27 protein-coding genes and 1 riboswitch are annotated in these 25124 nt (G+C 58.9%); of the genes, 25 read left to right on the forward strand and 2 right to left on the reverse strand.

Features of this window, described 5'->3' with window-relative positions; translation table 11 throughout:
• Positions 1 to 379: 379 nt before the first annotated feature.
• Positions 380 to 1123 carry a polyphosphate--glucose phosphotransferase gene (gene ppgK, locus F1E05_RS06785; RefSeq protein ID WP_150047573.1) on the reverse strand — a complete coding sequence of 248 codons (744 nt, stop codon included), beginning with the start codon at positions 1121 to 1123 and terminating at the stop codon, positions 380 to 382.
• Between the two features lie 337 nt (positions 1124 to 1460).
• Between ppgK and F1E05_RS06790 the strand changes: the two genes are divergently transcribed.
• The 18 genes from F1E05_RS06790 (at position 1461) to F1E05_RS06880 (ending at position 17547) form a co-directional block, all read left to right on the forward strand.
• The gene (locus tag F1E05_RS06790; protein ID WP_150047574.1) at positions 1461 to 2090 is read left to right on the forward strand and encodes an RNA polymerase sigma factor; all 630 of its coding nucleotides are present in this window, start codon (positions 1461 to 1463) and stop codon (positions 2088 to 2090) included.
• A gap of 13 nt (positions 2091 to 2103) precedes the next feature.
• Positions 2104 to 2949, forward strand: coding sequence for a cupin domain-containing protein (locus tag F1E05_RS06795; protein WP_150047575.1), 846 nt, complete (start codon positions 2104 to 2106; stop codon positions 2947 to 2949).
• Between the two features lie 116 nt (positions 2950 to 3065).
• Positions 3066 to 3968 (forward strand): cation diffusion facilitator family transporter, encoded by a 903-nt coding sequence (locus F1E05_RS06800; RefSeq protein ID WP_150047576.1) that lies wholly within the window; start codon positions 3066 to 3068, stop codon positions 3966 to 3968.
• 27 nt (positions 3969 to 3995) lie between these two features.
• The gene (locus F1E05_RS06805) at positions 3996 to 5282 is read left to right on the forward strand and encodes a D-alanyl-D-alanine carboxypeptidase family protein (protein ID WP_150047577.1); all 1287 of its coding nucleotides are present in this window, start codon (positions 3996 to 3998) and stop codon (positions 5280 to 5282) included.
• 506 nt (positions 5283 to 5788) lie between these two features.
• The gene (locus tag F1E05_RS06815) at positions 5789 to 6109 is read left to right on the forward strand and encodes a hypothetical protein (RefSeq protein WP_150047578.1); all 321 of its coding nucleotides are present in this window, start codon (positions 5789 to 5791) and stop codon (positions 6107 to 6109) included.
• 18 nt (positions 6110 to 6127) lie between these two features.
• Positions 6128 to 6631, forward strand: coding sequence for a YkgJ family cysteine cluster protein (locus F1E05_RS06820; protein ID WP_150047579.1), 504 nt, complete (start codon positions 6128 to 6130; stop codon positions 6629 to 6631).
• A gap of 104 nt (positions 6632 to 6735) precedes the next feature.
• Positions 6736 to 6950, forward strand: a riboswitch (cobalamin riboswitch).
• A gap of 116 nt (positions 6951 to 7066) precedes the next feature.
• Complete coding sequence (locus F1E05_RS06825) at positions 7067 to 7234, forward strand: CbtB domain-containing protein (RefSeq protein ID WP_150047580.1); 168 nt, start codon at positions 7067 to 7069, stop codon at positions 7232 to 7234.
• 9 nt (positions 7235 to 7243) lie between these two features.
• Positions 7244 to 7924, forward strand: coding sequence for a CbtA family protein (locus tag F1E05_RS06830; RefSeq protein WP_150047581.1), 681 nt, complete (start codon positions 7244 to 7246; stop codon positions 7922 to 7924).
• Positions 7917 to 8699 carry a precorrin-4 C(11)-methyltransferase gene (cobM, locus tag F1E05_RS06835; RefSeq protein WP_150047582.1) on the forward strand — a complete coding sequence of 261 codons (783 nt, stop codon included), beginning with the start codon at positions 7917 to 7919 and terminating at the stop codon, positions 8697 to 8699. The genes F1E05_RS06830 and cobM overlap by 8 nt, the downstream gene beginning before the upstream one ends.
• Complete coding sequence (locus tag F1E05_RS06840; RefSeq protein ID WP_150047583.1) at positions 8696 to 9544, forward strand: sirohydrochlorin chelatase; 849 nt, start codon at positions 8696 to 8698, stop codon at positions 9542 to 9544. Before cobM ends, F1E05_RS06840 begins: the two co-directional genes overlap by 4 nt.
• Before the next feature lie 4 nt (positions 9545 to 9548).
• Entirely contained in the window at positions 9549 to 10214 is a 666-nt protein-coding gene (locus F1E05_RS06845; protein ID WP_150047584.1) for a precorrin-8X methylmutase, read from the forward strand.
• A 2-nt stretch (positions 10215 to 10216) separates the two neighbouring features.
• Entirely contained in the window at positions 10217 to 11317 is a 1101-nt protein-coding gene (locus F1E05_RS06850) for a cobalt-precorrin-5B (C(1))-methyltransferase (RefSeq protein ID WP_150047585.1), read from the forward strand.
• A 1-nt stretch (position 11318) separates the two neighbouring features.
• Positions 11319 to 12623 carry a precorrin-6y C5,15-methyltransferase (decarboxylating) subunit CbiE gene (gene cbiE, locus F1E05_RS06855; protein ID WP_150047586.1) on the forward strand — a complete coding sequence of 435 codons (1305 nt, stop codon included), beginning with the start codon at positions 11319 to 11321 and terminating at the stop codon, positions 12621 to 12623.
• The gene (gene cobI / locus F1E05_RS06860; RefSeq protein ID WP_150047587.1) at positions 12613 to 13398 is read left to right on the forward strand and encodes a precorrin-2 C(20)-methyltransferase; all 786 of its coding nucleotides are present in this window, start codon (positions 12613 to 12615) and stop codon (positions 13396 to 13398) included. Before cbiE ends, cobI begins: the two co-directional genes overlap by 11 nt.
• Entirely contained in the window at positions 13395 to 14144 is a 750-nt protein-coding gene (locus F1E05_RS06865) for a cobalamin biosynthesis central domain-containing protein (protein WP_150047588.1), read from the forward strand. Before cobI ends, F1E05_RS06865 begins: the two co-directional genes overlap by 4 nt.
• Complete coding sequence (cobJ, locus tag F1E05_RS06870) at positions 14144 to 15916, forward strand: precorrin-3B C(17)-methyltransferase (RefSeq protein ID WP_150047589.1); 1773 nt, start codon at positions 14144 to 14146, stop codon at positions 15914 to 15916. Before F1E05_RS06865 ends, cobJ begins: the two co-directional genes overlap by 1 nt.
• Entirely contained in the window at positions 15906 to 16259 is a 354-nt protein-coding gene (locus tag F1E05_RS06875) for a (2Fe-2S) ferredoxin domain-containing protein (protein WP_150047590.1), read from the forward strand. The genes cobJ and F1E05_RS06875 overlap by 11 nt, the downstream gene beginning before the upstream one ends.
• Positions 16252 to 17547 (forward strand): cobyrinate a,c-diamide synthase, encoded by a 1296-nt coding sequence (locus tag F1E05_RS06880; protein ID WP_150047591.1) that lies wholly within the window; start codon positions 16252 to 16254, stop codon positions 17545 to 17547. Before F1E05_RS06875 ends, F1E05_RS06880 begins: the two co-directional genes overlap by 8 nt.
• A gap of 509 nt (positions 17548 to 18056) precedes the next feature.
• On the opposite strand, the gene F1E05_RS20215 is transcribed toward F1E05_RS06880, so the two are convergent.
• On the reverse strand, positions 18057 to 18215 hold the full coding sequence (locus F1E05_RS20215) for a hypothetical protein (protein ID WP_190303268.1): 159 nt from the start codon (positions 18213 to 18215) through the stop codon (positions 18057 to 18059).
• On the opposite strand from F1E05_RS20215, the gene pip reads away from it, so the two are divergent.
• From pip to F1E05_RS06915, 7 genes are all read left to right on the forward strand, one after another.
• Entirely contained in the window at positions 18214 to 19167 is a 954-nt protein-coding gene (gene pip / locus F1E05_RS06885) for a prolyl aminopeptidase (protein WP_150047592.1), read from the forward strand. The genes F1E05_RS20215 and pip overlap by 2 nt on opposite strands.
• 7 nt (positions 19168 to 19174) lie before the next feature.
• Positions 19175 to 19756 carry a UbiX family flavin prenyltransferase gene (locus F1E05_RS06890; protein ID WP_150047593.1) on the forward strand — a complete coding sequence of 194 codons (582 nt, stop codon included), beginning with the start codon at positions 19175 to 19177 and terminating at the stop codon, positions 19754 to 19756.
• Positions 19757 to 19955: 199 nt separating this feature from the next.
• Complete coding sequence (gene hxlA / locus F1E05_RS06895; protein WP_150047594.1) at positions 19956 to 20603, forward strand: 3-hexulose-6-phosphate synthase; 648 nt, start codon at positions 19956 to 19958, stop codon at positions 20601 to 20603.
• Positions 20604 to 20741: 138 nt separating this feature from the next.
• Positions 20742 to 22751, forward strand: a complete 2010-nt coding sequence (gene tkt / locus F1E05_RS06900) for a transketolase (RefSeq protein ID WP_150047595.1) — start codon at positions 20742 to 20744, stop codon at positions 22749 to 22751.
• An 87-nt stretch (positions 22752 to 22838) separates the two neighbouring features.
• The gene (locus F1E05_RS06905) at positions 22839 to 23114 is read left to right on the forward strand and encodes a hypothetical protein (RefSeq protein WP_232056805.1); all 276 of its coding nucleotides are present in this window, start codon (positions 22839 to 22841) and stop codon (positions 23112 to 23114) included.
• Positions 23115 to 23235: 121 nt separating this feature from the next.
• A complete protein-coding gene (locus F1E05_RS06910; protein WP_150047596.1) occupies positions 23236 to 24573 on the forward strand; it encodes a hypothetical protein in 1338 nt (445 codons plus the stop codon).
• A 183-nt stretch (positions 24574 to 24756) separates the two neighbouring features.
• Positions 24757 to 25071: a DUF2782 domain-containing protein gene (locus F1E05_RS06915; RefSeq protein WP_232056806.1), complete on the forward strand. Its 315-nt coding sequence runs from the start codon at positions 24757 to 24759 to the stop codon at positions 25069 to 25071.
• The last annotated feature ends 53 nt before the right edge of the window (positions 25072 to 25124 follow it).

Consider the following 25124-nt stretch of genomic DNA (forward strand, 5'->3'; position numbering starts at 1 on the left):
AAGCGCGGAGCGAGTCCGGCGGGCTGCTTGCTTAGGTGTTTGTAACACGGCTTGACGGAACGCGCGCTTCTCGAGTTCTTGCCTAACGATCATGAAAGTCTGGCAATCGCTCCGGCAAATGAAAGGTAGTTTGGTAGGAGCGACGCATAGTCGCGATGAGGGCCTTGCGAATCGCGGCTATGTGTCGCTCCCATCATGACTTTCATAGTAAACGTTGGTAAAGACGACAGTAACAGAGCCAGAGGGGGAAGAAAAATAATCCATTACACGTCAGCTTTTCACAATGTTTGTGCGCAGCTAAAACGTTCGCTATCTGAAGGCAGCAGCCTACTCGGGTGCTTTGTTGAGTATTCAACACAGCATATCGGTTAGCACGGATTCAGCCGTAGCGTGCCCGCGCATATAACGCGGCGCCGACGATGCCGGCTTGATTTAAAAATGCCGCCGGTTGGACTTGCGCGGCTACGCTGAGGTGGTGGCTGAATTTGTCGAATTTTTGGCTGGCGCCGCCGCCCAGGATGATCAAATCCGGCCAGAACAGGCTTTCCATCAAGTTCAAGTATTTATCGAAGCGTTTGCCCCAGCGTTTCCAGCTTAGGTCTTCGCTTTTGCGCACGGCGTCGGAGGCGTAATGTTCGCCCTTGATGCTGTCAGGCATGTAAATGTGGCCCAGCTCGGTATTGGGCAGCAGTACGCCGTCGGTAAACAGCGCGGTGCCCAGACCCGTGCCTATCGTTACGATCAGCACTACCCCCGATATGCCGGCACCGGCGCCGAAGCGCATTTCGGCGATGCCGGCGGCGTCGGCGTCGTTTAGGTTGTAGCAAGGGCAATGCACGGTTTCGGAAAATAACCGGTCAATGTCGGTGCCGATAAAGGAGGCGTCGATATTCGATGCGGTGCGGGCTACGCCGTGCTGTATGGCGGCTGGGAATCCGCAACCTATCGGGCCTTGCCAGGCGAAATGCCCGGCTAATTGTGCCAGGGTGTAGGCTATGGCTTCCGGGGTGGCTGGTTTAGGGGTTTCGATGCGCCGGCGTTCGCTGAGTAACTCCCCGGTATCGGTTTCGACGATGGCGCCTTTGATGCCGGAGCCGCCTATATCTACACCTAGAATTTTCATAGTTTTGCTCGCATGAGATTGAAAGTGGCTATGGCGACGCGGTCAAGCATTCGCCAGGGTTGGCGACGCCGGATAAGTTGGATGCTATGCCGTTTGGCGGACATTTGTGCGGCCGGCAACTAATCCGGTTAACAAAGTTAGCTCAAATTCGGCATTGTCGAAAAAACGACGCGGGTACTTGCGTCGGCCGATTTGCTCCGGATAGGCGTCCGTCAATACAATAACCGGCCAGCGGCGGAGTTTCGGTCGGCCTATAAAATTGCCAGCCGGTCCGGCAATGCATTGCATCCAAACCGCCGCGGGTTACGTATTAGGATTTAAACACACTGAACTTCGTATGTCGCAACTAGGTCCGGAATCCGACGAGTTGAACCAATCCGCCCAATCGGCGGACGCGGGTGCTGCTGCGCCGGAGGAAACGCAACTGCGGCAATGGATAGACGCGATAGTGGATCAAGATCAAGCGGCTTTAGCTAGTTTGTACGATGCCTTGGTCCATCAGGTTTACGGTGTGGCTTTAAGAATAACCCGACAAGCCGAGTTGGCGGAGGAAGTGGTGCAAGATACCTTTTGGCAAATTTGGCGGCAAGCGCCGCGTTTCGATCCGGCCCGCGGCAGTGTCAAGGCCTGGGTGATGACCATGGCCCGCAGCCGGGCTTTGGACGGGTTGCGCCAATTGAACGTTGCGGAAGACGAGTTGGAGCAGGAGCACATGGAAGCAATAGCGGGGCCGGACTCCGAAACGCCGCACAATTTGTTGCAAGCCGTGCAACAAGAAGGCGTGTTGCATCAAGCGTTGGCGGCGCTGGAGCCCTTGCCGCGGCAACTATTGGCTTTGGCATTTTTCCGCGGCCTGAGCCACGACGAAATCGCCCAATGCACCGGTTTACCGTTGGGGACGGTGAAATCGCACATACGCCGCTCCTTGGCGAGTTTACAGCCGATGTTGGCGCAATTGGCGCAATAAAGGATGCACGTTTATGAATGACGAAACCGATTCGCTAGCTTCGGACGACGACACTTCCCAAGACCGGCTCAACCGGTTGCTGCTGGATCATTTGTCTCCCATTCCCATGCCGCAAGCGCGTAAAACCGGGTTAAGGCAAGGTTTGCTGGCCCACGTCGCGCACAGTGCGGCGAGGCATGCCGGGTTGCTGACGGTGCGCGGCAAGCACGGCAGTTGGCGTTGCCTGACCGCCGGCGTCAAGTTCAAAACCTTGTGGGACGGGCCGCAGGGCAGTTCGGTGTTGATCGAATTCGCCGCCGGTGCAGGCCTGATTCCGCACCGGCATCATTGGCTGGAAGAGGGCATAGTATTACGCGGCGGCTTGCAGATGGAGGCTTTGGAGCTGGGGCCTCTGGACTATCACGTATCGCCGCCCGGCAGCCGGCACGCGACGATCAAATCCCGGCAAGGGGCTTTGGCTTATTTGCGCGGAACTTCTCTGGGCGATCAGGCCGGGGTATTGCGCGAGGTATTGGGCGGTTTACTGCCCGGCGGTGAGGACTCGTCCGATAGCGTGTTTATGGAGAGCAGCGAAGATTGGCAGGACTTGGCGCCGGGGGTGCAAAAAAAAGTCCTTTATGGCGACCGGGATTATCAATCCTGTTTTTATCGCTTGTTTGCCGGTGCGCAGCTGCCGGACTATTCCCATTCAGTCGACGAGGAATGCATGGTGTTGGCGGGCGAGGTTTTTTTCGGCGACATGTTGTTGCAAGCCGGCGATTTTCAATTGGCTCCGGCAGGCCGCAAGCGCGGTGACTGGAGTTGCGACAGTTCCGCGTTGCTGTTCGTGCGTGGGGCTATCGTCGATTTGCCGGGCTGAGTCGGGGGGCATCGAATTTTCGGCTTGAGGCTCCGATTGGTCTAAGCTTGTCTACAGCTGCCAATTCAATTGGTAAGATTGCCGCCATATCCGGCCCACTTTATTTAGCCTTGTTTATGTCGCACGCCAACTCCACAAAAGCTATCGCTTATGCATTCGCCGCCAATTTGGGCATAGCCGTCAGTAAAGCCGGAGCGGCGGCCTGGACCGGTTCCGGCTCGTTATTGGCGGAAGCGATTCATTCGTTTGCCGATTGCGGTAACCAAATTTTGTTGTTCGTCGGCATGAAGCGTTCCTCGCGGCTAGCCACCGCCAAACATCCCATGGGCTTCGGGCGCGAATCCTACATTTGGTCGATGATGGTGGCGATCACCTTGTTTTCGGTCGGCGGGCTGTTTTCGATCTACGAGGGGTGGCTGCGGCTAGGGGAACGGCACGAGGTCGAAAATGCCGGTTTGGCGCTCGGTATTCTAGCGGTTGCGGTGGTGTTGGAAGCCTTGTCTTTAAAAGGCGCTTTGGCGGCCATGCAAGACGAGAAAGCCGGGCGCGGCTTGTGGCAATGGTTTAAGGAGACTCACTCCAGCGAATTGATGGTGGTGGTCGGCGAAGACTTGGCGGCGCTGTTGGGTCTGGTGATAGCCGCGCTGATGCTGGGATTGACGCTGGTAACCGGAAACACGGCTTACGATGCTGCGGGCTCGATCTTGATCGGCGTGTTGTTGGTGGTTGTGGCCGTGTTGGTGGGAAAAGAGGTGCACGCGCTAATGCTGGGCGAAGCCGATAGCGGGATACGCGACGCGGTAGCCGATAGCTTGGCGCGGCAACCCGACGTCGTTCGGGTGTTGAACGTATGGGCTATACACCACGGCAGTCAAGTGATGGTAGCGCTCAAGGCCGAATTGCGGGCCGACATGCGGGTGTCCGAGGCGGTCGAATTAATCAATGCGTTGGAAAAAACGATCAAAGTCGAGCATCCCCGGGTGGCTTGGGTCTTTTTCGAAATCGATAATTCTGATTAAATACTGCGATCAAAAGCTTAGGCCGCTATGTTGCAAACTCATCGAATCTTATCCAAGTCCGCTTTGCGGCATGTATTCACCCTCTTGTTGGCGTGCGTTTTATTCGCAGGCGTTCCAGCTCACGCCCGATATGCGGCTATCGTCATCGATGCCGATAGCGGTCGCGTCATTCATGAGGTGGAAGCCACCCAGCGTTGGTATCCGGCATCGTTGACCAAGGTTATGACGATCTTCATGACGTTTGCGGCACTGGATAATGGCCGTTTGCATTTGGACGACAAGCTGACGGTTTCCGCGCATGCCGCGATCCAACCCAGTTCCAAGCTGGGATTGCGGCAAGGCCAGAGCATAACCGTGGAACATGCGATTATGGCAGTGACCACCCGTTCCGCTAACGACGCCGCGGTGGTGTTGGCTGAGGCATTAGGCGGCAGTGAAAGCAATTTCGCCGCGATGATGACAGGTCAGGCCCGTCGCCTGGGCATGTACAACACCTCGTTCCAAAATGCCAGCGGCTTGCCGAACGAAGGTCAAATCAGCAGCGCCCGCGATTTGGCCCTGTTGTCGTCCGAATTGATACGCCGCTATCCGCATTTTTACCGTTATTTTTCCGCCACCGAGTTCGCCTATAAAGGCCGGTTGTTGCCGAATACCAATAAGATTCTGAAAATCTATCCGGACGCGGACGGATTGAAGACAGGATTTACTTGTGGTTCGGGCTATAACTTGATCGCTTCCGCCAAACGCGACGGACATCGCTTGATCGGGGTGTTGTTAGGCGCGCGCAGCAGTGCGGAAAGGTTTCAACAAATGGCGAATCTACTGGATTTGGGATTTGAAAAATCCGGGGCGGGCATGGTCGGGTTGCCGGTCGTGCAGTTGGCCGACGCCGGCAGCGCGCCGCCGCCGTTTCAGCTGTCGTCCAACCATTGCGCGGGTAGCGCGGCGCAAATGGGCGCGGATACCGCTTACGGCCGGCCGGAACCCATTCGCATCAAACCGGGCAAATCATCCGTCATTAGCGCTAAAGCCGTGGTTAAGCCGCAAAAGCGGGCAAACAGTCACTCCAATTGGGTGGTCATGCTGGGCGATCACGCCCGAAAAGTCGAAGCCAACGTCAATCTAAAACAGGCCCGCTACGCTTTAGGCAGCGAAGCAAAGCGCGGCAATCCGCACATCGTGCAAATCAAGCGTCAGGGCAAGGCATTGTGGCGCACCGAATGGACCGGTTTGGAACAGAGTCAGGCAAGGCAATTTTGCAAGAAACTGCATGCCAAAGGCCGCGAGTGCAAATTACTGCCAGGCGTCAGTTGAGGGCGTTAGACAGGAGCATATGAGCGAGGAAGAACCGGTCATCTTCGACATTCTTACCCGTCCGGCGCCGGAACTGAGACTGAGGAGCGTAGCGAGGTCAAAAAAATGGCCCGCGAATTACTGGTACTAAGCTGGCGGCAGAAAGCCGCGGCCCGCTCTCAACTCAAGCTCAGCAGCGAATGTCCCCCCTGGATTCCGGTCTGCCGTGCGCCTGCACGCCATAGCGCTATCAACATAAATGCTCGGCGGTATTTGCGCATGTTTATGAGAGTTACCCGGAGCGGAATGCCCGAGTGTATGCGCAATTCAATGCGGTCAGTTAAATACCGGGCAACTTTTCGTCGGTTCCGGACTTGCGCCTATTCCTTCGTCTTGCGACGCCGGAGCCGAGATTGGCGGAAAATTTTGCGGATGTTAAGATCGTCCCGCCTGCGCGCCTACAGTGTCGTAACAGTGGTGGGGGCCTGCAGGCAGGCTGCGAATTTTCGTTCAACGGTAGGCAAGAGATGCTAAAAAACACGGCTTGGCACCGCATTAAGTTCTCGCGTAACGAATACGAATCCGGCGAATTGGCCGTGTTGTTCGGCGCGTTCAGAGCCGCCTACGTGGCCGGAAACGGCCCTAAAGGCATGGCGATGTACGGCGGCTGGGCCGAAGACGGCGCCAGTTATCTGGTTTTCACCAGTCCGAGTTCGGCACGCTACATCTCGCCCTTGTTACACGCGTATTCGGCGTTTCAGACCGAGAGCCCGGACAGGTCGGCTTTATATTTGCTGTACGGCGACGATAGCGACCTGTCGGCGTCCGAGACCGGTTTTCAAGCCTGATCCGCCGCGCTGCTAGCCGTGTATAGCCTGAAGCAACTGCATGCCGAAATCGACGAGCGGGTAGCGGCGGTTCGCGCCGGCCGCCACGATTGGCCGTGCCGGCAAGGTTGCGACAGTTGTTGCCGGCGCCTGGCCGAGGTGCCCGAACTTACCGAGCGGGAATGGCTATTGTTGCGCCAAGGGTTGGCGTCCCTGCCCAAAGACAGGTTGCAGGAAATCGGTCGCGGCATCGCCGCGCTGGCCGGCCAGTCCGCCCGGCCTTTAATTTGCCCCATGTTGGATCAGGCCGCAGGCCTGTGTTCCGTCTATGCTTACCGCCCGCTGGCTTGCCGGACTTACGGTTTTTATCGGCAACGCGACCGGGGTTTGTACTGTAAAGAGATCGACGCGCGGGTTGAGGGCGGCGGTTTGGCGGACGTGGTGTGGGGCAATCACGACGCTATCGACCGGCGGTTGCGCGAGCTTGGCGAGCTGCGCGGTTTGCCGCAGTGGTTTTCGCTAGCCGCACCCGCTATCGATTGATGCGCCGATTTTCGGCGATTCCCCGTCCACCGATTCCGGTGCGACGTCATCGTTCCCTGTTAACCGGTTCAAATTTTTGCTGCTTAAGCCCGCCGGCTCGGATATACTCGCAACCTCGATAAGGTGCCTGAAGGTTTTTTTGCTTTCAGGTTAAACGGGAAGCCCGGTGAGATGCAGCTCAGTGCATCGATTCCGGCGCAGCCCCCGCTGCTGTAAACCGGACGAATCGGCATTTTGCCACTGCACCATTATTGGGTGTGGGAAGGCGCCGATTGGTAAGAAGGTGAGCCAGAATACCGGCCTGATCGATTGTAGGGTGCCGACTCTCGGAGGGAGAGCGCAGGCTGTGCGATCGTCCGCCGGGCGGTCTTCGCTGCCCGATTTCCTTTCCTATCCAGTCAGCTCCGTTCGTTACATTTTTTCGGGGAGTTCGACATGCTGGTTCAATCCATTTCCACCGTCTTCGATGTGCGCCTGGTTAAGGCCTACGCCGCGTTTGCGGCCGGTTTGCTTTTGGTGCTGATCGTCGGTTTCGCGCCGCTTGCGCCAATTCATAACGCCGCCCACGATACCCGCCACGCCGGCGGTTTTCCCTGCCATTAGGCCGCCGTCATGGCGAAAGGTCTGCTATTGCCGGCCGGCTTGACCGGCCTGGCCGCCGCGTTGTTGCTGTCGCTTATACAGGCGATTTGGGTAACGCCATTGATTCTGGAAGCGGAACGTTACGAAGTGCATGCCGAACACGAAGCGAGTCGCCAGGATCAAGCCTGGCAGCCGGAAAACGTTTGGCAACGCACGGCGGCGACGGCCGGCGCCAATTTGTTGCTGGCCTTCGGTTTGGCTTTGATGCTGAGTGCTGCTTATCGGTTGAAGCCGCCGAGCGCAACCTTCGGCGGTGCTTTGTGGGGCTTGGCCGGTTACGCGGCGTTTTTTGCCGCGCCGGCCGTCGGTCTGCCGCCGGAGCTGCCTGGCAATGAAGCCGCCGATTTAACGGCGCGGCAAGTCTGGTGGGTGGCTACGGTTGTCGGCACCGCGAGCGGTTTGGCGTTGCTGTGTTGGTCTCCTCATCGGATTGCCGGACCGGTCGGCTGGCTGTTAATCGTGTTGCCGCATGCCATAGGCGCTCCTGAAATCGCGGCCGTCCAAGCCGGTAGCGCGCCGGACGGGTTGCAGACGCGCTTTGTCACGGCGGCGGCGCTAACCAATTTGGCGTTTTGGCTGTTGCTCGGCAGTTTGTCCGCGGCGCTGTTTCGCGCGTCGGCCGTGGATGAGGGAGGCCGGCCCAATGGTTAAGGTGTGGTTCGTCGGCGCCGGGCCGGGCGATCCGGAACTTTTGACCGTTAAAGCCCGACGCTTGCTGGAACAGGCCGGTGCGGTGCTGTACGCCGGCTCGCTGGTGCATCCGGCGGCGACGGCCTACGTGCCGGCCGGCTGCGAGATTTGCGATTCCAAAGGCATGACGTTGGAGCAAATCAGCGACTGGTTGATTACGCGGGCTGGTCGCCACGCCAGCGTGATTCGTCTGCAAACCGGCGATCCCGGCCTGTACGGCGCGTTGACCGAGATGGTAAGGCCGCTGGACGCGGCCGGTATCGCTTGGGGCGTAGTGCCGGGCGTGTCGTCGGCTTTTGCTAGCGCCGCCGCGGCCGGCGAGTCCTTAACCTTGCCGGAAGTCACCCAAACCGTGATTTTTACCCGGGTGGCCGGCCGTACCCCGATGCCGCCCGGCGAAGACTTGGAGGCCTTGGCCAAACACCGCTGCAGCTTGTGCATTTTCTTGTCCGCCACCTTGCTGGCCGAGGTGCAGCATGCCTTGCGATCGGCCGGCTGGCCGGACGACGCGCCGATGCTGGTAGTACACAAGGCCGGCTGGCCCGGCGAGGAACGCATCGTGCGCGGTTGTTTGCGCGACATTCGCGAGCTGTGCCGCGCGCAAGGCATCAATAGCCAAGCCATGATCATCGCCAGCCCGGCCCTGGGAGCCCGGCATTGGCAAGACATCAATCATTCCAAACTCTACGATGCGATGTTTTCGCACCGTTTTCGCAAAGCGGAAAAATCCTCATGATAAACGCCGATTCCGAAACCGTATTGCTGGTGGGGCACGGCTCGCGCGACGAGCAAGGCAACCGGGAAGTGGAAAGTTTCGCCGCGCAATGGCGGCAATTACAGCCGCAGCGGCGCATAGAAGTGTGTTACATCGAATTCGCCGAGGTGTTGCTGGACGCCGGTTTGGACCGTGCGGCCGGCCTGGGTGCGCGGGTAGTCGTGTTGCCGTTGATTTTAAACGCCGCCGGTCACGTGAAAATGGAAATACCGGAGCACATCGAACAGGCGCGCTTGCGTCATCCCGGCGTCGAGTTCGTGTATTGCCGGCACTTGGGGGCCGACGAGGATATTTTGCAGATTTTGCGGCGCAACTTGCGGCAAGCCATGCATAGTCTGGACGTGCCGGACCCGCGCAATACCGGGGTTGTGCTGCTGGGGCGCGGTTCGTCCGACCGGGTGGCCAACGGCGAAGTCGCCAAAATGGCGCGCTGGTTATACGAAGACGGCGAGCACGAATTGATCGACATCGCCTTTACCGGCATTACCCATCCGCGCTTGGAATCGGTGGTGCAGCGCCAGGTGCATGCCGGCATGCGGCAGATCGTGATACTGCCTTATTACCTGTTCACCGGCACGCTGATCGAGCGTATTCGTCGTCAGGTCGCGCGCTTACAGGGTCAATATCCGCGCGTCGGTTTCGCGTTAGGGCCGTATTTGGGGTTCGAGCGGGAGATTTATCGGTTGCTGGATCAGCGCATCGCCGAAACGCTGGCGGCCGACGGGCCGCGCATGATGGAATGCGACGGCTGCAAATACCGTGAATTCGCCCACGATCACGGCCACGGCCAGCATCATCACGTCTGACGCTATGAATAACGTCATCACCGAACAATTGACCGCCGCCGGCCGGCAAATCGAGCACGATTCGTTCGCCATCGTCGATGCGGAGGCGGGCCCGCACCACTATACCGCCGAGCAATGGCAGGTGGTGCGGCGCATCATCCACGCCAGCGCCGATTTCGAATTCAACGGTCTGACCCGCTTTTCCGAGCAGGCGGTCTCGGCCGGGGTGCAGGCATTGTTGCGTGGCGCGCCTATCGTTGCCGACGTCGAGATGATTTGCGTCGGTTTGTCCGGACCGCGTTTGCAGCATTTCGGGGTGGTGGCGCGGCAATTCATCGCCGACTCGGACGTCATCGACCAAGCCCGGCAAGCCGGTTCCACCCGTGCGCTGCAAGCCATGCGCAAGGCGCGGAGCCTGGGATTGCTGGATGGCGGCATCGTTGCCGTCGGCAATGCGCCGACCGCGTTGCTGGAAGTAGTGCGGATGATAGAGCACGACCACCTGCAACCGGCCTTGGTGATCGGCATGCCGGTCGGCTTTGTGTCGGCGGCGGAATCCAAACTCACCTTGAGCCGGGTACAACAGGTGCCTTGGCTGTTGATCGAAGGTCGTAAAGGCGGTTCCACGCTGGTGGTGGCGGCATTGCACGCGCTGCTAGCCTTGGCCGAGGCCCGGCAAGCGTCAGCCTGAACATGGAGCGCAAAGCCAAGGGCACGCGCACGGGTTATACCACCGGCGCTTGTTCGGCCGCCGCGGCCCGGGCGGCGGTGTTGGGGCTGGTGACCGGCGAAATTCCGGATAGGGTGGAATGCGAGTTGCCGAACGGGCAAATGGTCAGCTTTGCGGTGAGCGAGGCGTATCTGGCGGACGGCTCGGCCCATGCGGTGGTAATCAAAGACGCCGGCGACGACCCGGACGTGACCGACAAAGCGTCGCTGACCGCCGACGTCAGCCTGCTGGCCGACACGCCGGGGGCGGTCGTGTTAAAAGGCGGCCCGGGAGTCGGTACCGTGACCATGCCGGGCTTGGGACTGGAAGTCGGCGGCCCGGCCATCAACCCGGTACCGCGCCGCAACATCGAAGCCAACGTGCGGGCGGCGGCCGGCGACTGGTTGCGTCGTCGCGGTTTGCAAGTGACGATTTCGGTACCGGGCGGGGCGGAGATTGCCAAGAAAACCCTGAACTACCGCTTGGGCATCGTCGGCGGTATTTCCATCCTGGGTACCAGCGGCATCGTGCATCCCTATTCGACCGCGGCCTTTCGGGCCAGCGTGATTCAAGGGATAGAAGTCGCCGCCAACCAAGGCCGAACGGTTGTGGTACTGACCACCGGCGGGCGCACCGAAAAATTCACGATGCGCGAATTGCCGGATTTGCCGCCGGCTTGCTTTGTTCAAATGGGGGATTTCTTGAAATACGCGCTGGACACCGTGGTCAAGTGCCGGATACCGCACGTCGTGATCGGCGGTATGGTCGGCAAGTTGACCAAAATCGCACAAGGCGAAACCGTCACTCACGCCAACCGCAACGCGGTGGACACCGAGCTGCTGGCCGACATTGCCGCCGGCATCGGCGCACCGGTCTCGGTGTGCGCGGCGATACGTGCGTCGGAAATGGCCCGCTACGCCAGCGAATGCATGGAAGAGCTCGGTTTGCTGCAGCCCTTTTACCTGGCCTTGGGCCGGCGCGTCATCGACGCCTTGCGCCGGCGTTATCGCGGCTGTTTCCATTTGACCGTGTTGATGTGCGACTTCGACGGCAACAAATTGGCCGAAGTGGCCGGGGCGGTATGAGGTGAGTGCGGGAATCTGCCGCATCATCGGCGTGTTGGACGACGGTTGCCGCGGTTTGAGCGCCGAAGCCTTGGCGCATCTGGCCTGCGCCGATTTGGTCATTGCCGGCGGTAGGCTGTTGCAGAGCCTGGCGGACAGTCCGGCCGCCGCCGCCGAGCGTTGGGATTTAACCGGCCGCTTGCCGGAGGTGGCGCCGACCATCGCCCGTGCCCAAGCGGCAGGGCGCAATGTGGTGGTTTTGGCGACGGGAGACCCTTTGTGCCACGGCATCGGCGGCATGTTGTACGACCGGCTGCCGGCCGGCAGCGTGCAGGTGTTGCCGAATGTGTCCATGCTGCAATTGGCCTGCGCCCGGCTAGGCGTGGCCTGGCAGGACGCGCGCATCGCCTCGGCGCACGGCCGCGACGCCGGCGAATGGCGGCCGGGTGCCGATCCGAGTCACGGTTTATACCCGCTGCTGCAACAGCTGCGGCAGGCTGCCCTGACGCTGGTATTGACCAGCCCGGCCAATAGCCCGGACAGGATAGCCCGCATGTTGCGGCAAGAGAATTTGGTCGGCGCTTATCGCATGGCTGTAGCCTCCCGCCTGAGCCGGCCGGACGAATCGGTCAGCGGTTGGCTGAGTGTAGACGAGGCGGCCGGTCGTACTTTCGCCGAACCTAACGTGTTGTTGCTCCGCCGGCAGCCGTGCCGTTCGGAGGCACTATTCGGCTTGGCGGACCACTGCTTCCAACAACGCAAGCCGGATAAAGGCTTGATTACCAAACGGGAGGTCAGGGCCGTAGCCTTGGCCCGCCTGGCGCTTAAAGCCGATAGCATAGTCTGGGACATAGGAGCCGGTTCCGGCTCGGTCGGTTTGGAGGCCGCCCGTTTGTGTCCTGCCGGCCACGTCTACGCGGTCGAGAAAAATCCGGAAGACGCGGCCAATGCCTGGGCCAATAAAATCGCGCTTAGGGTCAGCAATTACAGTTTGTTGCAGGCTAAGGCGCCGGACGGTTTGGCGGCTTGGCCGGACCCGGACGCGGTGTTTATCGGCGGTTCCGGCGGCGAATTGCCGGAATTGATCGGCCTGTGTCTGGCCCGCTTGCGGCCGGGCGCCTGGCTGGTGATGAGCTTTGCGACCCTGGAAAACCTGGCGGGCGCGATAGCGGTCTTGAAACGCTTGAACGCGGTTTGGGATGCGAGCCAGCTGCAAGCTTCGCGCAGCAAAGCCATCCTGGACATGCACCGCTTGCAGGCCGAAAACCCGGTGTGGCTGGTCTGCGCCCAAAACGGTCAGGCCGGGGAGGCTGGCGATGAACGCTAAGCCGTTAGGCCGTTTGATCGGCGTGTCGCTGGGGCCGGGCGATCCGGGCTTGATTACCCGCCGGGCCTGGGGTTGCTTGCAGCGCGGCGACTGCCACTGGAGCTACCCGGTACGGCGTAAAAACGCCGACAGCTACGCGCTAAGCATCGCCTTGCAGGCCGGCTTGGCGTTGCCGGCCGCGCACAGTCCGCTGGTGTTTCCTATGAGTCACGATACGGCCGTCCTGGCCGGCTATTGGCTGCAAGCCGCGCAAACCGTGTTGGCGCGGTTGCGCACCGGGGAAACGGTGTTGTTTTTGGTGGAAGGCGACGCCTCGACGTATTCCACGTTCGGCCATTTGGCCCGTACCGTCGCGGCGCTGGCGCCGCAAGTCGACATAGAAACCGTGCCGGGGGTGCCGTCCTTCAATGCGGCCGCGGCAAGACTGGCGCTGCCTTTAGCCGACACCGACGATACCGTCGCCATTGTGCCGGCCGCTTACGGCATAGAGGCCCTGGACAAGCTGTTGGACGATTTCGATACCCTGGTGCTGCTCAAGGTCAAACCCTTGCTGGACGACATCGTTGCTTGGCTGCAGCGCCGCGATTTATTGGCGCACAGCGCTTTCGTCGAAAAAGCCGGCACCCCGCAGGAGCGGGTGGTACGCGAGGTGGCGGACTTACGCGGTGAAACAGTCAATTACCTGTCCTTGCTGCTGATCCGCAATCCGCAACGCCGACGCGGGCCCATGATGCGCGGTTGCCGCAACAAATCCTCAACCCCTGAAAGCCTATGAATAGTCCAACTCCCGCGCCGCGCATCCTGTTGGTGGCGATTACCAAACACGGTTTGACCCATGCCCTGCGCTTGGCCGAGTTATTGCCGGGCGCGCAGCTGGCCGTGTCGGAAAAATTTGCCGCCAACCTTGCAAACCCGCCGCATCCGCTCGAAATTGTGGCCGGGCCGTTGAGCGGGCATATCGGCCGCTGGTTCGGCGGCTTCGAGCAATTGGTGTTCTTCGTGTCGCTGGGTGCGGTGGTGCGCTTGATTGCGCCGCATTTGCAGTCCAAGGAAAGCGACCCGGGCGTGTTGGTGGTTGACGACGCCGGCCGTTACGTCATCCCGGTGCTGTCCGGCCACGTCGGCGGCGCCAACGCCTTTGCCGAGCGCTTGGCCGGCTTGCTGGATGCTCAGGCGGTACTGACCACTGCCTCAGACGTCGGCCGGACCATTCCGGTCGATATACTGGGCCGGGAACTGGGCTGGGAATTGCTGGCCCCTAAAATCAACGTCACCCGGGTATCGGCGCACGTGGTCAACCAAGAACTCATCGCATTCGTGCAGGAAGCCGGCAGCAAACGCTGGTGGACCAGGCCCAGCCCCTTGCCGGCCAACATTCATTTGTTCGCGCGTTTCGAGGACGTGGATTTAACCGCCTACCGCGCGGTGTTGTGGGTGACGCGCCGCCCAGTCGAAGCCGCGCACTGGCAAGCCTTGCCGGAACGGTTGGTGGTTTACCGGCCGCCGCTGGAGCAGCTGTGATGGCGTATATTTTAGGATTGGGCTGCGACCGCGATACGGCACCGGCTACCCTAGCCACCGCGGTCGAACAGGCGCTGGCTTTGGCCGGCTTGGATTACGATAGCGTGGCCGCTGTGGCCACCATAGAACAAAAGCGCGACGAAACGGCCATTCTGCAACTCGCCGCCGCGCATGCCTGGCCCTTGCATTATTACGGTGCCGAGCAATTGGCGCAGGTGCAAGTGCCCAATCCGTCGGAAACCGTGCGCCATTACATGGGTACGCCGGCCGTGGCCGAAGCCGCTGCGTTGCTGGCGGCGCAAGCGGATGTGTCCGGCTTGATTTTGGAAAAACATAAATTTCGCGGCTCGGACGGCAAGCATGCCACGGTATCCATTGCCCGCTGTCAAACGCAGCCACAACGGGCGGGGAAAATCTTGCTGGTCGGTTTCGGCCCCGGCGCGCCGGAACACATGAGTTTTAGGGCCCGCGCCGCCATCGCCGAAGCGGACGTGGTGATCGGTTACTCCACTTACATCAAGTTGGTCGAAGAGTTGCTGGCCGGCAAACAGGTGATACGCAAAGGCATGACCGAGGAACTGGACCGCAGCATCGAGGCCTACCGGCATGCCAGCGCGGGTAAAACCGTGGCCTTGATTTCGTCCGGCGACATAGGCGTGTACGGCATGGCCGGACCGACTTATGAACTGTTGTTTCAGGCCGGTTGGACGCCGGATAGCGGAGTAGCGGTCGAAGTCGTGCCCGGCGCGACCGCGCTGACCGCTTGCGCGGCCTTGGTAGGCGCGCCGCTGACCCACGATTTTTGCTCGATTTCGCTGTCGGATTTGTTGACGCCGTGGCCGGTGATCGCCCGGCGCCTGGAGGCGGCCGCCCGGGCCGATTTCGTCGTGGCGCTGTACAATCCGAAAAGCGGCCGCCGCACCCGGCAAATCGTCGAAGCGCAACGGCTTTTATTGTTACACCGCAAGCCGGATACGCCGGTCGCCGTGGTCAAATCGGGCTATCGGCGCCGCCAACAGATTCAGATCAGCACGTTAGCGCAGATGGCCGATTGCGAAATCGGCATGTTGTGCACGGTGCTGATCGGCAACAGCAGCACCTTCGTGCGGCACGGCTTATTGGTTACGCCGCGCGGCTATGCCAACAAATACGATAGCGCGACCGGGGCGACCAAGCCCGGCGAGCAGGCCGGCCGCTCGTTGAGCATGGGTTTGAACGGTTGGCACGCCGGCGTGCGCGATTTTTTGCAACGATACCCGGATTGCGGGTTGCGGGACGCCGCCGAGCATTTCGATGCGCCGCCGGCCCAAATCCTGGCTGCCTTGGCCGGGCCGGAAGCAAACGAGGCGATAGGCGCGCGCCGGGCGGATGCCGGACAATTGGACGCCGTGCTGGCCGCGGCCCATGATTGGGGCGAGCTGCGAGCGGTGTTGCGTAGCGCCGGTGCGGTCGCCGAGTTGTTGCTGAACGCGGCGCAACTGAGCCGCAAAGGCCGCTGGCTGAATTTGATCGCGGAACGTCAGCATCTGCACCTGGACAGCGAAAGCGTCGCCGATCTGTGGTTTTTCAGCCATGCGGAGCGGCAGTACGGTGTCTATGTTACCGATCGCTACGGCCAAGTCGTTTTGAGCCTGTTGTTGATCCGCGGGGCGTCGGGCTGGGACGAACGAGTGTTACGGCATTTTCGGCATGCGGCCGAGGCCTTGGCCCATCCTGTTACCCCATTTGAGCCGGACGCCGGCTATCCCGAGGAGGAATTCAATGAATCATGAACCCGCCGGCAAACCGAAACTATCGGCTTACAAACGGCATGTATTGGTCTGTACCGGACCGCGCTGTACCCAAAACGGCGAGTCGCAGGCCTTGTTCGACGGTTTGGGCGAGCGGCTGAAACGGGCCGGCCTCGATCAGGGCGCGCTGCGGGTCAAGCGGACCCGGGTGGCGTGTTTCGCCGCTTGCAAAGCCGGGCCCATCGTTTGTGTACAGCCGGATGGTGTCTGGTATTACCAAGTCACCGAGTCGAATCTGGAACGCATCATCGAGCGGCATCTGCTTGGTGGCGAACCGGTGGAAGCCTTGATTTTTCACCGCGGACCGGACGGGCAACATGACTGACCGCGTAGCCTGCCCGGCGCTGCTGGTGTGCGCGCCGGCCTCCGGTCAAGGTAAAACCTCGGTGGCGGCGGCGTTAGCCCGCTTGCATAGCCGTAACGGCTTGCGAGTGCGCTGCTTCAAAACCGGCCCGGATTTTATCGACCCGACCATTCTGGCCAAAGCCAGCGGCCGGCCGGTCTGCAATTTGGATACCTGGATCATGGGGGTAGAACACTGCCGAGGCCTGTTGTACCAGGCAGCCGGCAGCGCCGACCTGTTGATCGTGGAGGGCGTCATGGGCTTGTTCGACGGCGAGCCCAGCAGCGCGGATTTGGCCGAGGCCTTCGGCTTGCCGATAGCGCCGGTGATCGATGCCTCGGCCATGGCACAAACCTTTGCGGCGGTGCTGCACGGCTTGGCCACGTTTAGGCCGTCTTTGCGGCTGGCCGGCGCGGTGGCTAACCGGGTAGGCTCCGCTTACCACGGCGAATTGTTGCGGGCGGCCGTGCCGAAAAACCTAGCCTTGGCTTGCCTGCCGCGCTTGGCCGAAGCCGTCTTGCCGGGCCGGCATCTCGGCTTGCAACTGGCCGAGGAGATTGCCGACATCGACCGGCATTTGGATGTCTGGGCCGACAGTCTGGCAGGTAGCTGGCTGGCCGAGTTGCCGCCACCCGTGTATTTTTCCAAACCGGCCGCGCAGCCGGCACCGGCCGAATTGTTGGCCGGCAAAACGATTGCGGTGGCTCGCGACCGGGCGTTTTGCTTTTTATACCCACAAAATTTGGATTGTCTTGAGCGCTTGGGTGCGCACCTGACGTTTTTTTCTCCCTTGGCAGACAGGCATTTAGCGGCGGCCGACGCGGTGTATCTACCGGGCGGCTATCCCGAGTTGTACGGCGCGCAGCTGGCCGCCAACCTTAGTCTGAAAGCCGATTTGCAGCGTCACGCCGGGCAAGGCAAGCCGGTACTGGCGGAGTGCGGCGGCATGTTGTACGCCTTGGAAAGCTTGATCGATTGCGACGGCCGCACCTGGCCGATGCTGGGCTTGCTGCCCGGCACGGCCCGCATGGGAGCGCGCGTGGCGGCGATAGGTTCGCAGGCCGCGATTTGCCAAGGCGTCGAGATTCGCGGCCACAGTTTCCATTACTCCACCGCCGAGGTGGGCATTAAGCCCTGGACGATTGCGCTAACGCCGGACGGCCGGGCGGGCGAAGCCGTATACCGGCACGGTGCGCTGACAGCCTCCTATCTGCATTTTTACTTCCCGTCCGCGCCGGAGTGGCTAGCCGCTTGTTTCTTATTATCCTAGCGAATTTCCGGCGCGGTTAAATCAAGGTGTTTGGGAGCGTAAGGGTTATGCATTTGTTTTCTTCGCACGATTTGCCGACACTTCAAGTTCAAGAATTTGAGTAATTTTCCCTCGGCCGACGATACCTAATTTCAAACTGCATGTTGGGATAAAGTTTCCCCCTGTTCTGCAGGGCTGAGGAACCCCAAATAGCCCTCTGCGTCGGCCTGATTCAGTTGACCATACCGATTCAAACACAAACCGACCAAGGCTAATCCTGAATGGCTGGTATAAACTTCAGTTTCAGATCGTTCCGGGATAAACCGCTTCATGAATTACTTGCTGGGTGAAAAATGGAATGCGCGTATTGTCCAGAAACAATTGTTTTAAATCATTAGGATATAGGCATGCTTGGCTTTTTAAGTCACGCATTCAGGTTTTGTGTAAGGGGGGCGTGAAAGCACCGCTATGCGGTGTATTTAGTCGCGGCAATCGCCTATGCCGCGACTGGAGGTGAGTAAGCGGCTCAACTAGTGCAATGCTATACTGGCCGCAGATTCGGTAGTTGAAATAGGCGTCAGGCCAATCCGCGCGGTCGCCCAACGAGCGGCTTGGCCGTATATGATTTGGCTGATTAGCTTTTTATCGCCGAAAATAGCCGATTTGATTGGCGCTTTGTGTAAATCCATGAAATCCCTTTATCCTGAAATCTCGCCTTTTCACAGCTTTATGCTGGAAACCGAAAGTGTTCACAAGGTGTATGTCGAGCAATGCGGTAACCCGGCCGGCAGGCCGGTGGTTTTTTTGCACGGCGGGCCTTGTTCCGGCACTAAACCCGATCACCGGCGTTTTTTCGACCCTGAGCGTTACCACGTTATTTTGATGGACCAACGCGGCTGCGGGCGTTCGTTGCCATTCGGCGAATTGGCAGACAATACGACCCAACACCTGTTGCGAGATTTGGAGCGTATCAGAGACTTGCTGCGCATCGAGAAATGGCTGCTGTTCGGCGGTTCGTGGGGGGCGACGTTGGCGCTGTTGTACGCTCAGCAATTTACCGAGCGGGTTGCCGGCATGATACTCAGGGGGGTGTTTTTGGCGCGAGCCGCAGACATGGACTGGTTTTTACTGAACGGTGCCAACAAGATTTATCCGCAACAGTGGCGTGCGCTAGTCGATCATCTTGGCGCGGCTGACGGTGCCGATATTTTACCTAAACTGTGTGCGGCGGTATTCGGCGACGATGTTGACGCCTGCCGCGGCGCCGTCCGGCTGTGGAATTCCTGGGGCGGTTTGTTGGCTTTAGGGGCGGAGTTTCAGGACAATGACGTTAGCGACGCCATGGTGGACGAGCGCGCCGTGATGCAGGCAAAAATGGAGCTACATTATGCGCGCAACCACTATTTCGTCGAGGAAGACCGGATTTTGCGAAATTGCGGCGTATTGGCCGGGATTCCGACGGTCATCCTCCACGGACAAAACGATTTGACCTGCCCGATGGAAGCGGGATACAGCTTGTATCGGGCGTTGCCGCAGGCGGAATATGTCGTGCTGCCTAATTCCGGGCATGTGGCTAAAGGCGAGGAGATGATAGACGCACTGGTCACGGCCGCCGACCGCATGGTTTGGCGATGCGTTTGAGTTTCCAATGAGCGGACGGAAAAAACGTTTGGTCATCGGGATGACCGGGGCGACCGGAGCGATTTACGGCGTTCGGATGTTGGAAATCCTCAAACAGCGGGATTGGGAAGCCCATTTGGTCATATCGTCGGCCGGGTTGGTCAATTTGAAATACGAGCTGGGTATGGACCGAGCCGCGTTGTATCGATTGGCCGATGTTACACATGGAATCAACGACATTGCGTCCAGTATCGCCAGCGGATCGTTTCACACCGAAGGCATGGTCATCGCGCCGTGTTCTATGAAAACCTTGGCCGCAGTTGCGCACGGCTTCGGCGATAACTTGATTTCCCGGGCGGCTGACGTGGCGTTAAAAGAGCGGCGCAAGACAGTCTTGGTGCCCAGGGAAACCCCGTTAAATTTAGCGCATATCCGCAACATGGCGGCCGTCACCGAAATGGGGGGAATCATTTTTCCGCCCATGCCGGCGTTTTATAATCGTAGCGACTCTATCAAAGCTATGGTGGACGAAGGAGTAGGGCGTATACTAGCGATGTTCGGCGTCGACGTAGATGGCCTGGTTACTCCTTGGCAAGGGCTTAACGAATGAACGTCGGAAAAACAGGCGGGACTGAAGAGCTTTTCCTAGATAAATAGCCGGCTTTGAATTGACAGGGCGCATCGTTCTGGATTAGAGTTGCGGCCAGTTTTTTTATTGCCCATTGACCACGGTTGAGCAATTGCTAAAGGCGATCGGGTGTTGGTGAGCGGTCCTTATAACTATAACTGTAACAATCGGAGCACATCTCATGGCAAGACCATTAATTCAAATGGCGTTGGATTCTTTAGATTTCGACCAAACCGTAGCTTTGGCCGATAAAGTAGCGCCATATGTCGATATTTTCGAAATTGGCACGCCTTGCATAAAATACAACGGAATCAACCTGGTTAAAGAATTGAGACAACGTTTTCCAAACCAACTGCTGTTGGTTGACTTAAAAACCATGGATGCCGGCGAATACGAAGCCGGTGCGTTTTATGCAGCAGGTGCGGACATCTGCACCGTATTGGGCGTTTCCGGCTTGGCTACCATCGGCGGCGTCATCAAAGCGGCGAAAAAACACGCCGCTGAAGTACAAGTTGACTTGATCAACGTACCGAACAAAGCCGAGTGCGCACGCGAATCCGCAAAAATGGGCGCGCAAATCATGGGCGTACATACCGGTCTGGACGCGCAAGCCGCCGGCCAAACCCCGTTTGCCGACCTGAACGACGTCGCTTCATTGGGCTTGAACGTTCGCGTATCCGTCGCCGGCGGTATCAAACCTGCCACTATCGATCAAACCGTTAAAGCCGGTGCCAACATCATCGTTGTCGGCGCTGCCATCTACGGCGCACCATGCCCGGCTACCGCCGCTCGCGAAATCCGCGAATTGGTCGAAGCTGCTGCAGCATAATATTGCTTGGTAAAAGTTCGCTTTTACTGAGTAAAAAGTGAAGGACGGGTGGCATAAGCCATCCGTCCTTTGTTCGTTTTATAGAGTGGCGTTTCGCCGCACTATCATCAGAGATACTAAAACAATAAGGAGACCCACATGCCTTCGCGCCGAGAATTAGCGAACGCCATCCGCGCACTCAGCATGGACGCCGTGCAAAAAGCCAACTCCGGACACCCTGGAGCCCCGATGGGGATGGCGGACATCGCAGAAGTCCTATGGAACGACTATTTAAAACACAACCCGACTAACCCGAAATGGGCCGACCGCGACCGCTTCATCCTGTCGAACGGCCACGGCTCCATGCTGATCTACTCCTTGCTGCACTTGGCCGGCTACAATCTGCCGATCGAAGAACTGCAAAAATTCCGCCAACTGCACTCCAAAACCCCGGGACATCCGGAGTACGGCTACACCGACGGCGTCGAAACCACCACCGGTCCTTTGGGACAAGGCATCACCAACGCCGTGGGCTTTGCTCTGGCCGAGCGTACCCTGGCCGGCCAATTCAACCGTCCGGGCCACGACATCGTCGACCATTACACCTACGTGTTCCTGGGCGACGGCTGCTTGATGGAAGGCATCTCGCACGAAGCCTGCTCTTTGGCCGGCTCGATGAAACTGGGCAAACTGATCGCCTTCTACGACGACAACAACATCTCCATCGACGGCGAAGTGCGCGGCCACGGCAACGTAGCCGGCTGGTTCCACGACGACACCCCAAAACGCTTCGAAGCCTACGGCTGGCACGTCATCCCCAAAGTCGACGGCCACGATCCGGATGCGGTGAAAAAAGCCATCGAAGAGGCGCGCAGCGTCAAGGACAAACCGTCCATCATCTGCTGCCAAACCATCATCGGCTTTGGTTCGCCCAACAAACAAGGCAAAGAAGAATGCCACGGCGCCGCCTTAGGCGAAGCCGAAGTCGCCGCTACCCGCGAACAACTGGGTTGGCCGCATCCGGCGTTTGAAATCCCGGCCGACATCTACGCCGGATGGGACGCCAAAGCCAAAGGCGACCGTCTGGAAAGCGCCTGGAACGACAAATTCGCCGCTTACCAAGCCGCGCATCCGGACTTGGCCGCCGAATTCCAACGCCGCATGGCGGGCGACCTGCCGGCCGACTGGGCGGAAAAATCGGCGGAATTCGTGGCGGCGGTCGACGCCAAAGCCGAAACCATCGCCAGCCGCAAAGCCTCGCAAAACACCCTGAACGGCTTTGGCCCGTTGCTGCCGGAACTGTTGGGCGGTTCCGCCGACCTGGCCGGCTCCAACCTGACCCTGTGGTCCGGCTGCAAAGACGTCTGCGCCGAAGGCTACAACGGCAACTACGTCTACTACGGCGTGCGTGAATTCGGCATGAGCGCCATCATGAACGGCCTGACCTTGCACGGTGGCTTCAAACCGTACGGCGCCACCTTCCTGATGTTCTCGGAATACGCCCGCAACGCCCTGCGCATGTCGGCCCTGATGAAAGCGCCGAGCATCTTCGTTTACACCCACGACTCCATCGGTCTGGGCGAAGACGGCCCTACCCACCAGCCGGTCGAGCAAACCGCCACCTTACGCATGATACCCAACATGCAGGTCTGGCGGCCTTGCGATGCGGTCGAGTCGGCAGTCAGCTGGAAAGCGGCTATCGAACGTAAAGACGGCCCTAGCATCTTGATCTTCTCGCGTCAAAACCTGCCGCACATGACACGCAACGCCGGGCAAATCGCCGACATCGCCAAAGGCGGTTACGTGTTGCGCGGGGAAGGCAGGCCGGACGCGATCATCATCGCCATGGGCTCCGAAGTCGAATTGGCGGTCAAAGCCGCCGAAGCGTTGGCGGCGAAAGGTAAAAACATCCGCGTGGTGTCCATGCCGTCCACCAACGTATTCGAAGCCCAAGATCAGGCTTACAAAGACAGCGTATTGCCGCCTAGCGTCAGCGCGCGGGTGGTCGTGGAAGCGGGGGTCAGCGACGGCTGGTGGAAATACGCGGGCAGCCATGGCAAAATCGTCGGGCTGGATCGTTTCGGCGAATCGGCGCCAGCCGGCCAGCTCTTCAAAGAGTTCGGCTTCACTGTCGATAACGTCGTCGCCAACGTCGAGGCTGTGCTCTAATAAGGCTTAAGCGAAATCGCTGGAGCCGGTTTTACCGGATAACTTCCGGTAAAACCGGCAATAATTAAACTGAGTGAGGTGTGCAACATGATGAAAACAATTCTGAACCAAGGACTGTTCGCCGGCTTGTTACTGGTAACCGTTGCTGCAAATGCACAAGATTACCCGGCTGCCGATTTTCAACCGAAAGTGGTATATCAAGACGAATCGATAGTTAAACAAGCCGCTGCCGAATCGGCTCCTGTTGCCGCTGCGCCCTGCGCTAGCCAAGCCGCAGCGTCCGGCGGAGTAGTCGCCGAAGTTGACCCGAAATATCCGGCTGCGAATTTCCAGCCGAAAGTTTTATACAGCGATACCAATTAATTCCATAACACGCGAACGATTGTGGCCAGTTAGTCAGAAAACATGGGCGCGGTACGTTGACGAAATGCGTTATCGCTTAAGGGCGTTTGCGCATCACTACTATTGAATGGAGTATTCTCAAATGAAACAAAGCAGTTTGATGAATAGCTTGTTTGGCTTCCTGCCGCCCTTGTTTTTCGACAAACCTAGCGGCGGCGGTTCGGTGGACAGAGATTCCGCAGCCGAGCCGGCCGAATTGACAGGCGTAGCCCGTTACCTGCAAAAGTTGGAGCCGGTTCCGGTGGAAGTTCCCGAGGACCAGCTGACCGGCGTGGCTAAATATTTAGCTCAGCAGGCGGCGATAGAAGCCGCGAATAGGCCGGAACCGGTTGTTGAAATCCAGGAGGAGCCGGTTGCCGAGCTACCCGAGCCGGAACCGGAACCTCAACCCAGCGGTGTGGACAAGTATTTGTCCAAGCAAAACGAAAATCCTATTTCACGGGTTGCTCGTTATCTAATCAAACAATCCATCCTGTCTAAAGAGGCACCGGTAACCGGAGTGGCCAAATATGTGACTCGCCACGACCACGAAGTGCATACGGTGACGGGAGTAGCCAAATACATTACGCGGCAGCACTTGCTGGACGGGGATGCGCCCGGCGTGACCGGAGTTGCCAAATATTTGCTGAAAAGCGAATTGCAGGCGAAAGAGGCCCCGGCTACCACCGGCGTAGCGAAATACGTCAGCCGGCAAACCGTGATCGCAAAAGATCAGCCGAAAACCACCGGCGTGGCGGCTTACCTTAAAGCTATGGAAAAAACCGAGCAGCAAACCGTTCCCGCAACAGGCGTTGCCAAGTTTGTCGCCGAGCAAGAATTAGCGGCGAAAAAAGCCGCAGCAGCAGCTATCGTGGCGCGTTACCTCGAGCAAGAAGCCAGATTGCAGGAAGAAAAAGCCCTGCAAGTGGCGAACGACCTCGAACAAGACGTGGTTGGCGACGATGACGCCGCCGAACTAGTAGACGGGTCTAGCGTCGATAAATATCTGGCCAGACAAGCAAAAGCTGATTTATACCGTCCGACCGGAGTGGCACGCTATCTGGCCAAACAAGCGCAACTGCAAAGCCAGCAAGAGCCGTTGAGCGGCGTGGCCAAATACCTGGCCAAGCAAGCTTCGTTGGCTAAACAACAGCCTGCGATGACCGGAGTGAGCCGTTATCTGGCCAAACAGATGTTGGCGGCAAAACCTGCCGTTAGCCTGAGTTCGGTAGCGAAATATGTGCGCGAACAAGAAGTACGCGAACGCAACGCCGGCGAACCGACCGGGGTGGCCAAATACGTTTCCAAACAAAGCTTACAGATTGGCGAGCATGGTCATCAATCCGGTGTCGATCGCTACGTCAATCGCTTGGCTGCTTCGGCAGACGGCGAATTCGCCAGATCTACCGGCGTGGAAAAATATCTGCGCGGCCGGGGTTAGCGTAACCGTTTAAATCTTTTGGGCCGATACTCCTGGTGTTAGGGAGTATCGGCCTTTTTTATGCTTGCACTAACCTAGCGCGACGATAAATTGCTACAGTGTGGATTCGCTGGTTAATTGCAATCACGACAATACGGACAAAGACTGCATATGATTCGTCAACTATTTGCTCTAGGATTTGCCGTGGCTAGTTTAGCCGCGGCGCACGCAGACGACGCGTTGGAAGAGCCGCCGGCCGTACCGGAACCGCCCGAACTACCGCCGCGGGTACAATCCGGGGAGGAAATGGAGCCGGATATTACGATCATTCGTAAAGGCAAAGACACCATTCAGGAGTTTCGCCGCAACGGCCGTCTTTACATGATTAAGGTGCAGCCGGAAGTCGGGCCTCCCTACTATTTGTTGGATACCAACGGCGACGGCCAGATGGACGTCAAGAAAAACGATTTGGACAAAAACACCAACATCAACCAATGGATCCTGTTCGAATGGGATTGAACGGGCGGTTGGTGCAGTCGCGTTAGCCAGATGGGTTTTCCAGCCTAGCTCAT

Source organism: Methylomonas rhizoryzae (assembly GCF_008632455.1).
GTDB classification, from domain to species: Bacteria; Pseudomonadota; Gammaproteobacteria; order Methylococcales; family Methylomonadaceae; genus Methylomonas; species Methylomonas rhizoryzae.

Bases quoted from the DNA above. Each gene is read 5' to 3' on its own strand.
- ppgK (WP_150047573.1), bottom strand. From the start codon at position 1,123: ATGAAAATTCTAGGTGTAGATATAGGCGGCTCCGGCATCAAAGGCGCC.
- F1E05_RS06790 (WP_150047574.1), top strand. From the start codon at position 1,461: ATGTCGCAACTAGGTCCGGAATCCGACGAGTTGAACCAATCCGCCCAA.
- F1E05_RS06795 (WP_150047575.1), top strand. From the start codon at position 2,104: ATGAATGACGAAACCGATTCGCTAGCTTCGGACGACGACACTTCCCAA.
- F1E05_RS06800 (WP_150047576.1), top strand. From the start codon at position 3,066: ATGTCGCACGCCAACTCCACAAAAGCTATCGCTTATGCATTCGCCGCC.
- F1E05_RS06805 (WP_150047577.1), top strand. From the start codon at position 3,996: ATGTTGCAAACTCATCGAATCTTATCCAAGTCCGCTTTGCGGCATGTA.
- F1E05_RS06815 (WP_150047578.1), top strand. From the start codon at position 5,789: ATGCTAAAAAACACGGCTTGGCACCGCATTAAGTTCTCGCGTAACGAA.
- F1E05_RS06825 (WP_150047580.1), top strand. From the start codon at position 7,067: ATGCTGGTTCAATCCATTTCCACCGTCTTCGATGTGCGCCTGGTTAAG.
- F1E05_RS06830 (WP_150047581.1), top strand. From the start codon at position 7,244: ATGGCGAAAGGTCTGCTATTGCCGGCCGGCTTGACCGGCCTGGCCGCC.
- cobM (WP_150047582.1), top strand. From the start codon at position 7,917: ATGGTTAAGGTGTGGTTCGTCGGCGCCGGGCCGGGCGATCCGGAACTT.
- F1E05_RS06840 (WP_150047583.1), top strand. From the start codon at position 8,696: ATGATAAACGCCGATTCCGAAACCGTATTGCTGGTGGGGCACGGCTCG.
- F1E05_RS06845 (WP_150047584.1), top strand. From the start codon at position 9,549: ATGAATAACGTCATCACCGAACAATTGACCGCCGCCGGCCGGCAAATC.
- F1E05_RS06850 (WP_150047585.1), top strand. From the start codon at position 10,217: ATGGAGCGCAAAGCCAAGGGCACGCGCACGGGTTATACCACCGGCGCT.
- cobI (WP_150047587.1), top strand. From the start codon at position 12,613: ATGAACGCTAAGCCGTTAGGCCGTTTGATCGGCGTGTCGCTGGGGCCG.
- F1E05_RS06865 (WP_150047588.1), top strand. From the start codon at position 13,395: ATGAATAGTCCAACTCCCGCGCCGCGCATCCTGTTGGTGGCGATTACC.
- cobJ (WP_150047589.1), top strand. From the start codon at position 14,144: ATGGCGTATATTTTAGGATTGGGCTGCGACCGCGATACGGCACCGGCT.
- F1E05_RS06875 (WP_150047590.1), top strand. From the start codon at position 15,906: ATGAATCATGAACCCGCCGGCAAACCGAAACTATCGGCTTACAAACGG.
- F1E05_RS06880 (WP_150047591.1), top strand. From the start codon at position 16,252: ATGACTGACCGCGTAGCCTGCCCGGCGCTGCTGGTGTGCGCGCCGGCC.
- pip (WP_150047592.1), top strand. From the start codon at position 18,214: ATGAAATCCCTTTATCCTGAAATCTCGCCTTTTCACAGCTTTATGCTG.
- F1E05_RS20215 (WP_190303268.1), bottom strand. From the start codon at position 18,215: ATGGATTTACACAAAGCGCCAATCAAATCGGCTATTTTCGGCGATAAA.
- F1E05_RS06890 (WP_150047593.1), top strand. From the start codon at position 19,175: ATGAGCGGACGGAAAAAACGTTTGGTCATCGGGATGACCGGGGCGACC.
- hxlA (WP_150047594.1), top strand. From the start codon at position 19,956: ATGGCAAGACCATTAATTCAAATGGCGTTGGATTCTTTAGATTTCGAC.
- tkt (WP_150047595.1), top strand. From the start codon at position 20,742: ATGCCTTCGCGCCGAGAATTAGCGAACGCCATCCGCGCACTCAGCATG.
- F1E05_RS06905 (WP_232056805.1), top strand. From the start codon at position 22,839: ATGATGAAAACAATTCTGAACCAAGGACTGTTCGCCGGCTTGTTACTG.
- F1E05_RS06910 (WP_150047596.1), top strand. From the start codon at position 23,236: ATGAAACAAAGCAGTTTGATGAATAGCTTGTTTGGCTTCCTGCCGCCC.